Origin of the sequence: Wolbachia endosymbiont of Encarsia formosa (assembly GCF_039540065.1) — a bacterium.
Classification (GTDB): Bacteria; Pseudomonadota; Alphaproteobacteria; order Rickettsiales; family Anaplasmataceae; genus Wolbachia.
Genome location: NZ_CP154278.1, coordinates 1,168,152 through 1,181,402, shown reverse-complemented (window position 1 = coordinate 1,181,402; position 13,251 = coordinate 1,168,152). Strand labels below are relative to the sequence as shown.

Annotated in this window: 14 protein-coding genes, 1 tRNA gene and 1 pseudogene; 8 read left to right on the top strand and 8 right to left on the bottom strand. The window is 33.5% G+C overall.

Features of this window, described 5'->3' with window-relative positions; all coding sequences use genetic code 11:
- Positions 1-105 precede the first annotated feature (105 nt).
- The gene (locus tag AAE962_RS06400; protein ID WP_343289014.1) at positions 106-1,905 is read right to left on the bottom strand and encodes a peptidylprolyl isomerase; all 1,800 of its coding nucleotides are present in this window, start codon (positions 1,903-1,905) and stop codon (positions 106-108) included.
- 234 nt (positions 1,906-2,139) lie between these two features.
- On the opposite strand from AAE962_RS06400, the gene AAE962_RS06395 reads away from it, so the two are divergent.
- Together AAE962_RS06395 and rho are read left to right on the top strand one after the other, a co-directional pair.
- A complete protein-coding gene (locus tag AAE962_RS06395) occupies positions 2,140-2,745 on the top strand; it encodes a cell cycle transcriptional regulator TrcR (protein ID WP_343289013.1) in 606 nt (201 codons plus the stop codon).
- A gap of 191 nt (positions 2,746-2,936) precedes the next feature.
- Positions 2,937-4,343 (top strand): transcription termination factor Rho, encoded by a 1,407-nt coding sequence (gene rho / locus AAE962_RS06390; RefSeq protein WP_343289012.1) that lies wholly within the window; start codon positions 2,937-2,939, stop codon positions 4,341-4,343.
- An 88-nt stretch (positions 4,344-4,431) separates the two neighbouring features.
- Here the strand turns inward: rho and guaB are convergent, their stop codons facing one another.
- Positions 4,432-5,919: an IMP dehydrogenase gene (gene guaB, locus AAE962_RS06385; RefSeq protein WP_343289011.1), complete on the bottom strand. Its 1,488-nt coding sequence runs from the start codon at positions 5,917-5,919 to the stop codon at positions 4,432-4,434.
- 123 nt (positions 5,920-6,042) lie between these two features.
- Complete coding sequence (gene rsmA, locus AAE962_RS06380; RefSeq protein ID WP_343289010.1) at positions 6,043-6,837, bottom strand: 16S rRNA (adenine(1518)-N(6)/adenine(1519)-N(6))-dimethyltransferase RsmA; 795 nt, start codon at positions 6,835-6,837, stop codon at positions 6,043-6,045.
- A 77-nt stretch (positions 6,838-6,914) separates the two neighbouring features.
- Between rsmA and AAE962_RS06375 the strand changes: the two genes are divergently transcribed.
- A tRNA-Thr gene (locus tag AAE962_RS06375) sits at positions 6,915-6,987 on the top strand.
- A gap of 24 nt (positions 6,988-7,011) precedes the next feature.
- Positions 7,012-7,737: a triosephosphate isomerase gene (locus AAE962_RS06370; RefSeq protein ID WP_343289009.1), complete on the top strand. Its 726-nt coding sequence runs from the start codon at positions 7,012-7,014 to the stop codon at positions 7,735-7,737.
- A gap of 181 nt (positions 7,738-7,918) precedes the next feature.
- On the opposite strand, the gene AAE962_RS06365 is transcribed toward AAE962_RS06370, so the two are convergent.
- The 4 genes and pseudogenes from AAE962_RS06365 to dprA form a co-directional block, all read right to left on the bottom strand.
- A complete protein-coding gene (locus AAE962_RS06365; RefSeq protein ID WP_343289008.1) occupies positions 7,919-8,266 on the bottom strand; it encodes a transposase in 348 nt (115 codons plus the stop codon).
- Positions 8,238-8,468 carry a hypothetical protein gene (locus tag AAE962_RS06360; RefSeq protein WP_343289593.1) on the bottom strand — a complete coding sequence of 77 codons (231 nt, stop codon included), beginning with the start codon at positions 8,466-8,468 and terminating at the stop codon, positions 8,238-8,240. The genes AAE962_RS06365 and AAE962_RS06360 overlap by 29 nt, the downstream gene beginning before the upstream one ends.
- 81 nt (positions 8,469-8,549) lie before the next feature.
- Complete coding sequence (locus AAE962_RS06355; RefSeq protein WP_343289007.1) at positions 8,550-8,825, bottom strand: transposase; 276 nt, start codon at positions 8,823-8,825, stop codon at positions 8,550-8,552.
- Positions 8,826-9,038: 213 nt separating this feature from the next.
- Positions 9,039-10,115, bottom strand: a pseudogene (gene dprA / locus AAE962_RS06350) (DNA-processing protein DprA).
- A 61-nt stretch (positions 10,116-10,176) separates the two neighbouring features.
- Between dprA and AAE962_RS06345 the strand changes: the two are divergent.
- On the top strand, positions 10,177-10,554 hold the full coding sequence (locus AAE962_RS06345) for a ferredoxin family protein (RefSeq protein WP_264337178.1): 378 nt from the start codon (positions 10,177-10,179) through the stop codon (positions 10,552-10,554).
- Positions 10,555-10,584: 30 nt separating this feature from the next.
- Here AAE962_RS06345 and AAE962_RS06340 read toward each other — a convergent pair whose 3' ends face one another.
- Positions 10,585-10,851 (bottom strand): hypothetical protein, encoded by a 267-nt coding sequence (locus AAE962_RS06340; RefSeq protein WP_343289006.1) that lies wholly within the window; start codon positions 10,849-10,851, stop codon positions 10,585-10,587.
- Between the two features lie 215 nt (positions 10,852-11,066).
- On the opposite strand from AAE962_RS06340, the gene AAE962_RS06335 reads away from it, so the two are divergent.
- The 3 genes from AAE962_RS06335 (at position 11,067) to AAE962_RS06325 (ending at position 13,108) form a co-directional block, all read left to right on the top strand.
- Complete coding sequence (locus tag AAE962_RS06335; protein WP_343289005.1) at positions 11,067-11,225, top strand: hypothetical protein; 159 nt, start codon at positions 11,067-11,069, stop codon at positions 11,223-11,225.
- Positions 11,226-11,415: 190 nt separating this feature from the next.
- On the top strand, positions 11,416-12,369 hold the full coding sequence (locus tag AAE962_RS06330; RefSeq protein WP_343289004.1) for a D-alanine--D-alanine ligase: 954 nt from the start codon (positions 11,416-11,418) through the stop codon (positions 12,367-12,369).
- Positions 12,350-13,108: a cell division protein FtsQ/DivIB gene (locus AAE962_RS06325; RefSeq protein ID WP_343289003.1), complete on the top strand. Its 759-nt coding sequence runs from the start codon at positions 12,350-12,352 to the stop codon at positions 13,106-13,108. Before AAE962_RS06330 ends, AAE962_RS06325 begins: the two co-directional genes overlap by 20 nt.
- Positions 13,109-13,251 lie beyond the last annotated feature (143 nt).

The window sequence follows — 13,251 nt, the reverse complement described above, 5'->3', positions numbered from 1 at the left end:
ATTTAAATACAATAAACAGCTCAAGTCAAACTAATTGTACCTCTTTTACCTAAAAATACAATATAGCCCCTCCAATCACTCATAAAAGGAAGATAATAAACTTTTTTATATATCATCAATCATAGCATGATTAACTTCTACTCTATACTTTGATTTTAGATAGCTAATTAACTGTTCCTTTAGCGATATCATCACACGTTTTCCGGTGTCAAGCATGTTTAATTTACCATTTGATGAATGCATTTCTTTTAGAACGCCTATTATAATTTCATTATTGTATTGAATAGGATCTGTTACCGAATTAGTTGTTTTCATATTGAAAATTTCTTCTATGAAAGAAAAAGGGTAGTTTTGTTCATTGCGTTGTATTTGCTGGCCTTTAACCAATTTTATACCTTGCATTTCTTCCAAATCTGTCTTTTCTCTTAGTTGAACTGCTACTTCTTGTCCCATTTTAAACATTTTTTCTTTTATAAATTCACTACGCCAAAGCTTTATGGCTGATTCCCTACTTTCTTCAAAACTTTGTAATTTAGGAGGAATAATATCAGTGATTTTTACACCAACAACAGTATCTCCAACACCCTTAAAATAACTCTTCTGATCTTTCTCGCGTGAAAAAATGAAAGAAATGAAATCACTGAAATTTCCTACTTCATTACCACTTTGGTCTTTTCCACTAGCATCTACTGGACCAATGGTTTGTATAGGTAAATTGTAATTATTGGAGATTTCTTCAATCGTTGCACCATTGTATATCTTATAATTCACTTGATTTTTGAAATCATTGACTTTTTCAAAAGACTTTTGATTGGTTAAAACTGACCTTATGTCTTTTTTTAAATCAACCAAGTCTTCATCAGAGATTTGATGTATGCTTTCTACCTTTATTACGTGCCATCCAAAATTACTTGTTAAAACTTCACTTACTTCACCTGTTTTGAGAGCAAATACCTTTTCTCTCATATTTTCAGGTAAGAAATCCTTAGTTATATTCTTTACTCTGGTTTCTTCAAGTTTTACTTTACTGAACTCTTCTATTATGTCTTCAAAGCTTGCTTTACTTTCTTCAAGCGCTATTCTTGCTATTTCAGCTTTTTCTTTGGTAGGAAATATCACATTGAATATGTCTCTTTGATTTTTAAGTTCCTGATGTTCTATTATACTATCAACCTCTTCATCTGAAATTCTGATTTGATCTTCAAAATATTTTTGATCCAGAGAAATGTATTGCGCAGTTCGATACTCAGGGTAATAAAAATTGAACTTATTTCTTTCATACAAATCAAGTAAGGCTTGATCATCTGGTTCAGGAACGTCTGTAATTGCATCCTTAGTTATTTTAACAATATCAACTACTCTAGTTTGGTAGCGATTTTTGTATATCTGCTCATCAACACTCTCACCAAAAGTTATCGGATAATTATCTTTAAATAACGAAGTCATGAACATCATTGCAGGCAGGATTTTCTCTAGTTTTTCTATATATTCCTTTTCTGTTATATGCAGGCTATTTAGAGTTTGATGGAATTTATTATGGTCAAATTCTCCTTTATCGTCCTGAAAGTACTTGGTATTTTTTATATGGCTTTTGATAGATTCTTCTCCAACTTTTAATCCAAGTTCGCTAATTAGGTTAAATAATAGTTTTTGCTCTATAAGTGCGTTAAGTAAATCATATTTCAGCTTTTTTACTTGTTCTTTACTTACATCAGATCCAGAAATTTGCTTTTCATAATTTTGATATAGTAATTTATATTCATCTGATGTTATAACTTCCTTTCCTACTTTAGCTAATTCTTTCCTTTCATCATCATTTGATAAAAGATTGCCAATCCCCATAAAGATTAATAAGCAAACTAAAAGGAGAACGATTGCCTTGGTAAAAAATTTTCTAATACTCATTGTAAACTCAGTTAACTAACACTTAAATTTAGAATAGCAATAATTTAATCTTTGTAAATCTATTAACAAATTAGCTAATATATGTAATATTGCAGTATATTAAATTAAATGGGAGCTTATATTAACCTAAGGGATGAGAAATATAAACTAAAAAGCCATTGGATGACAAAGTTAATGCTTTTTTAGTTTTAATGGTTTATATTTTATTTCTATAAACAGTAAAGGAATATTAAAATGGGAGATGTTTTTTTGATGTCAATGGAATCTTCTAAGGACAATAAGGATAGAAATGAACAATTTCTCATGCAAGTAGCTGCTTGGTTGGTTGATAACACTAGCTTAACTTTTAATCAAATAGCACAATGTTGCAAATTATCACTTGAAAAAGTACAAGACATAGCTGATGAGGAAATAGAAGTTGAAAAGTATGACCCTATTATTTCTGAAATAATTACTGAAAAAGAAATCGATGATTGCAAAAAAAATCCAAATCGTGTACCAAATTTGATTATAAAAAATATAAAAAAAAGGGCAAATACGGTTAGCATTCTTGGCTTTCCTTCTACAGCAAGGCGTAGAAATAAACCTAATGCAATTTGTTATTTGGTAAGAAAATTTCCTATCTTGAACAATAATGTTATAGCTAAGCTAGTTAGTACAACAAATTACACAGTTAAGCAGGTAAGAGATAGATCTCATCATAACATGCTCAATATCAAACCTCAAGATCCTGTACTACTTGGTTTATGTAGCCAGGAAAATTTAGAAGTGGAAGTAGAAAGAGCGGAAATAGAAGAAGAGAAGAAACAAAGGTTAAAAAATATAAATAATAGCTATTGATGATTCTCAAATTCTTGTACTTTGTTAACATTAAATTGACTTGACTTGTTAGTTTTTATCAGTATAATGTAAGTAAAGTATCTAGTTTAATAATTAAACCTAAATACGCACTAAAAACTAGCTCAGCCTGATTTACTGTTTTATAGTAACATTTTAGGTTAGTAATCATCAATTAAAATTTTTGGAGGATTATGACAACAATCAATGAAGATGTCTTAGCAAAAGAAAAGGTTGTAGATCAACCTGAAAAAAGTGAACAAATTCATAATGCTAACGCAGTAAAACAAATAACCAGTGAAGGTGCTGAAAAACACAAGAAAACATTGGACCTGAGCGAATTGAAAGAAAAAACAGCAGAAGAATTGTTAGAGCTAGCTGAAGAAAGAAAAATTTCAACTAGTGGTAAAGGCAATGGCAGGATGCTAAAACAGGAAATGATATTCAGTTTAATGAAGAAAATGAGTGAAGAAGGAGGCATAACCACAGGAAGTGGAGTAGTGGAAATATTGCCTGATGGTTTTGGCTTCTTACGTTCATCAAGTGCAAATTATGCTCCAAGTACCGATGATGTTTATATTTCCAATGGCCAAATAAAGAAGTTTAATTTACGTACAGGAGATATGGCATGTGGAGAAATAAGGCCACCTGGTGATAAAGAAAGATATTTTACTTTAACTAAGGTTAAAAGTATAAACTCTACTGAAATCAGTGAATTAAGAAAGTACGTCCATTTTGATAATTTGCTTCCGCTTTATCCTGAAAAAAGCCTCATCCTTGAAAACAACAGTAGCGGAGATAATAAAAAAGATATAAACATGCGTGCTGTAGATATAGTTACACCTCTTGGAAAAGGACAAAGAGCATTGATAGTTGCTCCACCTCGTACAGGAAAAACGATATTGCTTCAGCAAATGGCTCACTCTATAGCTACAAATCATCCTGAAATAGAACTAATAGTATTACTTATAGATGAAAGACCCGAAGAGGTTACAGATATGATACGCTCTGTAAAGGGTGAAGTGGTAAGCTCTACATTTGATGAACCTGCCTACCGTCATGTCCAACTTGCTGAAATAGTAATAGAAAAAGCTAAAAGAATGGTTGAACACAAAAAAGATGTAGTGATTTTGCTTGATTCTATAACTCGTCTTGCACGTGCTTATAATGCAGTCATTCCTTCGTCTGGAAAGGTTCTAACCGGAGGTGTAGATTCAAATGCGCTGCAAAGACCAAAACGCTTTTTTGGAGCAGCTCGTAATATTGAAAATGGTGGTTCTTTGACAATCATCGCTACAGCCCTTATAGAAACTGGTTCAAAAATGGATGATGTTATTTTTGAAGAGTTTAAAGGCACAGGTAATGCTGAAATTATACTAGATAGAAAACTTGCTGATAAACGTATATTCCCTGCTATTGATATTACAAAATCCGGAACAAGGAAGGAAGAGCTATTAGTTGATAAGGCCATACTAAATAAAATATGGGTATTGCGTAGGATACTTAATCCTATGGGGTCTGTTGAAGCAATGGAGTTTTTACGTGACAAACTACTTTTAACAAAGAGCAATGCTGACTTTTTTAACTCCATGAATCACTAAAAGTAAGCCAATTCTGATGGAGCAAAAAAGCTATGTTTATACAATTGTGTACCAGTGTTGAAATGACACCCTCAGAAGGGGGTTGTATCTACTCTGAATCAGATGATAAATTAGATGCTTGGTAAGCGTAATTTGGAGCTTCCTGTGTAATGATTATATCATGAGCATGACTTTCTCTTAATCCTGATGAAGTAATAGTGGTAAATTTGCAGTTTTTTTTCATCTCTTCTATATTACGGTTGCCAGTGTAGCCCATTGCAGCTTGCAACCCACCAATTAACTGACAGATCACTCCTGAAGCTGGACCTTTAAAAGGAACTCTTGCTTCTACTCCTTGTGGGACTAAATCAAGTTTTGAATCTTGAAAATAACGGCTAGCTGACCCTCGTTTCATTGCACTAATAGATCCCATTCCTCGATATTCCTTATATGCTCTACCCTTATACATGATAATCTCACCTGGGCTTTCCTCAGTACCAGCAAAGATCGAACCTATCATCACAGTATCAGCACCAGCTGCAATAGCTTTTGCAACATCTCCCGAATATTTTATTCCACCATCAGCAATTAGTCTGACGTTTTTTGCTCTACACACCTCTGCAACATTCTTGATTGAAGAGAATTGCGGCATACCAACACCTATAACTATTCTGGTAGTACAAATTGATCCGGGCCCTATTCCAACCTTTACTGCATCAACACCAGCATCAATTAACGCTTCAGCAGCCTCCTTTGTTGTAATATTTCCGCCGATTAATTGCGTATTAGGATACATCTTTTTTATTTCCTTAATGGTGCTGATAACGTTCTCGGAATGACCGTGAGCGGTATCTACAATAACCACATCAACTTCTTCTTCGATCAAAGCTTCACATCTTTCTATACCGTCTTTTTTACCAGTACCAATTGCAGCGGCAACTCTGAGTCGACCTTTACTGTCTTTACATGAATTTGGATATCTATTGTATTTTTCGATGTCTTTAACTGTGATTAGACCTATGCAACAAGAATTTTCATCAACAACCAAAAGCTTCTCTATTCTATTTGCATGCAACAATTTCATTGCTGAGGCGCTGTTTACTGCCTGCTCTCGAACTGTTACTAACTTATCTTTTGTCATTACCTCGGAAACTTTTATATTCATGTTCTGGTCTTCAATAAACCTCACATCTCGATTAGTTAAAATTCCCACTAACTTGCGTTGATCAACTACAGGAATTCCGGAATAATTATACTCTCTCATTAATGAAACTGCTTCTGCAACCGTCTTATCTGGGGAAATTGTAATTGGGTTATACACGATCCAGCTTTCATATTTTTTCACCTTTCTCACTTCTAACACTTGTTCATCTATTGATAAATTCTTATGTATGCAACCTATTCCACCATGTTGGGCAATAGCTATTGCAAATTCTGATTCAGTGACAGTATCCATTGCAGAGGATATGAGAGGGATATTTAGTTCTATATTATTTGTTAGATAAGTTCTTGTGTCTGCATCACGAGGCAATACATCAGAATAGGCCGGTAAGAGAAGTACATCGTCAAACGAATAACAAGCTTCCATTTTTTTCATATGCTTTATTTAAAGCTTATACTCCAATTAATGAAATTGCAATAGAGCTTTTGCAAAATTAGCCTGGCTACAGCTATTTTTAGATCAAAATAGGATAGAAGAGGTATGTAGCTCCTAATATATTTATCGCAAAATTACATTATTTGCTAGCAAACAGAACTGCTCAATAGTTAAGCTTTCTGGACGTTCGTCTCCACTAAGTTTAGCATTCTCAAGAGTAGTTGAGACATCACTAGTTATACTTTGCAAGCTATTTCTCAGCATCTTTCTTCTTTGAGCGAACACAGCGCGTGTTAGCTTTGTTAAGGTTTCTAAATTTACTGCAAATCTTGGAGTGGGTAAAGGTTTTACTGTAATTACTGAAGAATATACTTTTGGTCTTGGAAAAAATTCCTTAGGTTCAATATCAAATTCCTTTTTTATGTCGCATAGTAACTGGCTTAGCACTGATAGGGAACCATAATCTTTAGAACTAGGTTCTGCTGTAATACCCTCTGCTACCTCCTTTTGGAACATTAACGTCAAATTCGTAAAAAATTTTATATTATTTAACCACTTTAAAAATAACGCTACTGAGATATTGTAAGGCAAGTTAGCAATGACTTTGACTGGACATTCTACCAGCTCTTTTTCTACAACATTAAGTGCATCTGCTTCTATAATTCTATATTTTCCCTTATGCTCATTCAGCAATTGTTCGTGATGTTTCACTAAACTACTATCTTTTTCTATAGAAAGTAGAAACTTTGGATTATACGCCAATATTTCTCTTGTTAACGCACCATACCCAGGACCAATTTCAATAACATTAAAATCTTTCATGCTACCAGCTAAGGCAACTATTCTTTTTGTTATCTCATTTGATAAAATAAAATTTTGCCCTAGACTCTTTTTTGGCTTCAGTGAAAATTTTTTCATATGATCTTAGTATGCAGTATTTTAAAAATTAGTTGACGAAAATTCATCAATAATTGTATATTGTCAGTGTATTTAATGCCGGCTTAGCTCAATTGGTAGAGCAACTGACTTGTAATCAGTAGGTTGTCAGTTCAAGTCCGACAGCCGGCACTCTCATTCATATAAGAAAAATCGATGTCTTTTTTAATAGTAGCAAATTGGAAAATGAATGAAACACGTTCTTCATTTGTTGACTTCATGAACAAACTCAATAACAAGAGTAACGGGATTACCTCTAAATTAGTAATTTGCCCTCCTTTTACATCATTTCCAAGCAATATAGAGTTGAACAACAATATTAAAATAGGAGGACAGAATTGCCATTATAAAGAGTTCGGTTCTTACACAGGTGAAATTAGTGCAGGAATGTTGAAGGAACTAGGATGTAGTTACGTAATACTTGGACATTCTGAAAGGGCTCATGAAAAAGATAGTGAAATAAAACTTAAATCGAAAACAGCAATAGAATCAGGATTACACCCAATCATCTGTGTAGGTGAAAACTCAGAAGATTATAAAAATAAAAAAACAAAAAAAATAATAGAATATCAATGCAAAAACCGTTTGCCAACAAAAGGTGAATATACCATAGCATACGAACCGATATGGGCAATAGGAACAGGAAATGTGCCAAATAATGACGCAATTTCTGAGGTGATAGAGATAATAAAATTGTGTACTGGTAAAAAACACATTATATATGGTGGATCAGTCAGCTCAGAAAATATAGAAAACTTGATCAGTATTCCAAATTTATTAGGAGTTTTAATTGGTAGTGCAAGCTTAGATTTTGATCACTTTTATAAAGTTATACAACAAGTTGAGAAAAAATTTTCTCTTATCAATTCTAAAAGTAGATAAAAGGGAATTACTTACTATAGGAATAGAGCTATCACGGGCGTCTCAGCAGATTCCGCTAACGCGTATCCCTCGTCATAACGTCACGGTATCCGCTAACACGTAGCGAGATGTCGGTTGTCAGAGTGACACTGGGATGGCTTTGTTGCATCGCTTATCGGATAGTGGGTAAAGCATAATAAATTCATGAAACTACCTCAAACTTAGCCATGCCAATATCAGTAAATTTATTGAGTAAGTAACATTTTATTAGCAACTCTTTTTCTCGATTTACTTCAGATCTATTTCTAAAACTAAACCCAAATATTTGTTTTAATTTTGAAAAAAATCCTTCAATATATGACCTTTTTCCATAAACCGCTTCCTTCTTCCACTCTTTCACACCGTCTTTACCACATAATCTAATGGCAGCATTCCTTTCAGCCATATAATCCAATTTTGTATGCTCCGCTGCACGATTTTTCGGTAAAATTTTTGTCTTTATATCATATTTTTTGCACAATTTATAAAGCTTGATAGGCTCTGTCTGCATATAATGCTTTTATAGCATGCTGAAAGCTTAGCAAGTCGCAAGCACCATAATGGTCGTAGTAGGCACCATTGCTATATTGTGCAGCTATAGCTTTTTTACTATTTATACTCAATATTACTTGTAGCTTTCTTACCTGTTTATAACTGCGATACTTTCTATCTTCGCTATTTTCCTTACTGTGACCAGGGGTATTATTATAAATACTGATACTTGTACTGTCTATGGCAATTTCAATATCTTCTGTATTATTTTTATCATGTCTTCAATTTTGATGTTAAGTTTTTTAAGCCTTCTTGAGGCCTGTAATAACTTGCAAGTTTTGCTCAAGGTACCCTGCTATAAATCCCGCTGTTTGTCTCAGACCTATTCTAAATAAATAAGTTATTATGTGAACCAGAATCACGACCTTATCGCTATAAATATAGTTGCCAACAGCCATTTTTGGACCTTTTTCGTACCAATTTTCTATTGCCTCATTAATAAAATGAAAAATATTTCCTCTTTCTTGCAGAAATCTGTTATATTCATGGCAGTTACTGACCTTCATTTTAGTTGGCATATTTTTCTTTCGTAGGTTAAATGCCTGTTTTATAGTGAATTTCGTCAGTAACTGCCAGTTCTTTTTATCTCAGCGATGCAACAAAGCCATCTTGGATCCAGAAGACTTAATTTCAACCAAATAATAAAGGCTGGATTCCAGCGTCGCGCGCTGGAATGACATCTTTCTTGGTGAACTCAAATCACAATGTTCGTACGGTTGTGGGCTTATAGCTTAGAAAATTAACGATATTTTATTTCCCGGTGAACTCTCTATTTTGTTTTCCAACTCTAGTTCCAAAAGAGCCATTAGAGCTATGTTGGTAGAAAGTCCACTTGCTAATATAAGTTCATCTATATCAACAGGTACATAGTTAATATGATCAACTATAACAGATTTTGCCTGTTGTAATTTTTCTTGTTTTTGGTCAGCAACGGTATCAAATAGACTTTTTTGCTGAAGAGGCAAACTAAATCTCACGCTCTCTATTATATCATCAGCGGATTCAACAAGTTTAGCGCCGTTTTTAATTAGATAATTGCTACCACTACAGCGTGAATCTAGAGGGAAACCAGAAACTGCAAATACCTCTCTTCCTTGATTTAAAGCAAAATCTGCTGTTATTAGATAGCCAGAACGTCTCGATGCTTCAATCACTACAACACCCAGCGATAGAACAGATATAATTCGATTCCTTTGAGGAAAATACTGAGGCTTTGGTTTAGTAGCAAATGGAAGCTCAGTAATTACTAATCCGCCATTTTCAGTGATTTTTTTGTATAGATCAAAATTCTCTTTTGGATACACCACATCAATTCCGCTTGCTGTAACAGCAATAGTGGGGTAATTTTTGTATATTACACTGTTTGCTGCAGTGTCGATTCATCTTGCAAGTCCAGAAATTACGATGAAACCAGCTTCACTTAAGTAAAACGCCAACTTACTGGCAAAATTTCTTCCATTCATTGAAGAATTACGTCCACCGATTATTGCAATTATCTCACGACTTAATAATGATACATCACCAAGTACAGTTATTACAGCTGGACAACTCGTTATATTTCTTAAAATGTCATGGTAATCTGGATCACATGCTGGTGTTATTTTGGCTCCAATTTTTTCTGCATTCTTAATTTCTTCTCGTTCATTTTGAATTCCATAATCCTTGTTAGTCAACTTATTAAGATATTTAAGCACTTCATATAGCGACCCACATGCTCTAAGTATACTAAAGAACTTTACTGGTCCCACAGTTCTAGCCAAGCTTAGCCATATTTCTAGTTCTTCGTTATTTAATTTATTTATCTTCATAAAATGCTTGAATTTCTTATTAATTTAGTGTACCCAAGATAATGCAAATATACAGTGTTTTATGACGCATTTTATTACGGATAAATGCATAAAATGTAAATATACGGACTGTGTAGAAGTATGTCCCGTTGACTGCTTCTATGAAGGTAAAAACATGCTCGTGATTAACCCAGATGAATGTATTGATTGTGGAGTGTGTATACCTGAGTGTCCAGTGGATGCGATTGTAACTGATGATTCCATAAAAGATATTATAGAACTAGACGAAGGCTTGCTGAACAATGAACAAAAAATCTTTAAATCATTTTACAACATAAACGTAGAATATTCGCAAAAGTGGCCAAACATTACAGCTAAAAAGCAACCCCTAGATACAGCAGAAGAGTATAAAGAAAAAAAGGATAAGACAGCTTATTTTGATGAAAATTTAGGGTCATAGAGTACAAAAATATACTTACATTTTTTTTGATTAAATAGACATTGAATTGTAAGCGTCTATTTCATCTGCCATAGACGATAATTGTGCACTCTCAAAACGGAGATTGTTTTCAATATCTATGAATTTCTCACTAATTTGTGAACGAGGTTCAGGCACTGAAAAGAAAAAGTCACATCTAGCCTTGCATAGAGGTTTGTCTGTTTCATTGAACGCCTCTTCACAGTTTTTGTGGCAAATATGAGATAGGTTACGTGCCTGAAACGTTAATGAATTCGAGTTTTGTGTAGGTATAACCATAATATATTCCTAAATTAAAAAACTAACGCCACAGTAGCATTTATGTGTTAATAAAATTATAATATTTATATCAGCATAATTACTTTCCAGATAAGTTTACTTGATTAAAAACTTCAGGAAAATATTGTACAATTACTCATGAACTTTGGTAAAACTTACAGCAAACGCTAATGTATCTTTCAGTAAAAAAACTTTACAGCATTTTGCTAAGCTAGTTGAGTTTACTAAGCAGCCCACTCAAGAATCAGCAGAAAGACTATTTAATAGATCATGAAATGGAACTATCTGTAGTCGCTGATCAATATGACATTGAAGGTGTAGAAACAGTTGATTACAAAGATGTAAAGTGGAAATCAAGTCGATTACAAAATTAAATTTTTAAAGAATATTACTGAAAAAGATCTTCCAGTTTTACTTGCAATCTGGTGTCTGATCATAAAGGAAACAGTTTGCATGACACCATCTGCAAGTTTCAATATCTGTACGGCTGTGGAATTTTTCAAAGCGTTTTTTCTATTGAAGATAAAAGTATCTTTTATCTATTATATATAGCAAAATATTAGGGTGCTTATGGTTCCAAATATAGCAATTTTAAGTGGTGGATTTTCCTGCGAAAGAGAAATATCGCTTATGAGCGGAAAAGCAGTAAAGAAGGTGCTTGATAGCCTTTCATATAATGCAATAGAAATAGATGTTGATAGCAACATTGCTGAAAAGCTTAGAAAAATTAATCCGGGCCTTGCTTTTATTGCTCTACATGGACCTTATGGTGAAGATGGCTGTATTCAAGGTTTATTGGAAATCTTAGGTATAAAATATACACACTCCGGAGTTATGGCTTCGGCTGTTGCTATGAATAAAGTGATGTCAAAGCATATATTCCGATCCCTGAGTATCGACACTCCAAGAGGTTATGTAATTAATCGAGAAGATCTGCTAAAAAATAATATTAAAGTTGATTATCCGTACGTCTTAAAACCGATTAACGAAGGCTCAAGCATTGGAGTACACATGATTTTCTCACATGAGGATTACTTAGAGCTGAAAAATAACAGTTCTACTATAATGGAAAAGATGATCATAGAAGAATACATACCGGGTATAGAGTTACATACTGCTGTGTTGCTGAATGAAGCAATTGGCACTATGGAAATACGACCAAAAAATAAATTCTATGATTATGAAGCAAAATATACAGATGGATTTGCAGAACATATATTTCCTGCTAAAATTCCTTACAACATATATAGAATGACCTTGGAACACGCACTAAAAGTTCATCAATTTTTAGGATGCAAAACTGTTTCACGCTCAGACTTCCGTTATAATCCCCAAAATAACACTTTAAAAATGCTTGAGATTAATACACATCCTGGCTTTACTGAATTATCGTTAGTACCAGAAATTGCAAAATTGACAAAAGGAATTGATTTTAATGAATTAGTCAAAATTATTGTCGAAGACAGTTTACATTACAGGAGTATTAGAGATCAAGCCAATGTTGAACAATGTTACTAGAAACCAAAGGAGTTTTTCGCGCAAGTGTGCTTTCATGATTATAGCTGCACTTTTCCTTACACTAGTACTTTATAGTTCACTTGATAAAATAACAAATCGATTCAATTACTACTTTACTTGGTATAACGATCGCTTATCGAGCTTATTAATTAGCAATGGATTTTCAATCGACAAAGTAACCGTTACTGGAAACAAATTTACAAATGAACAGGACATTCTAAGTTTAGTAGACAGAACGCAACCTATCATGTACATATCCCTCTCAAAACTAACAGATAATATACAATCTGTAAGCAAATGGATAAAATATGTAAGAATTTACAGGATTTTGCCCAGTACCTTACAAATTGATATAGATGAACATACACCCTTCGCTCTCTGGAAAGATGATAACAGAACTTCAGTAATTGACTCTGAAGGTAAAGTAATCGTAGATGATTACCAGATAGATAACCTCATTATAATCAAAGGACAAAATTCGTTATCAAGCCTAAAATTCATTAAAGATATACTAGAGAGGAAAACTCAATTAAGTGATCATATTTCTTCTTGTGTTTATGTAGGCAATAGAAGATGGAATATCATACTCGATGACAGTTCCACAGTAAAATTACCTGAAGATAATCCTTATAGTGCATGGGATTATTTAAACCACTTGCAAAATACAACCGACTTTACTTTTAGCAATTGTAGCATAATTGATATGCGTGTTGCTGATAAGATCCTTGTGAAGAAGTGATCTGCTCGGTGCTCCTTTTCATGTCATGCAAGTAGCCCTTTCTCTGTCATCCGAGTAGCTTGAAAGTGGAATGGCTTTGTTGCATAGGTCAAATAAAAAGAGCTGGCAGTTACTGACAAAATTCACTATAAGACAAGCATTTA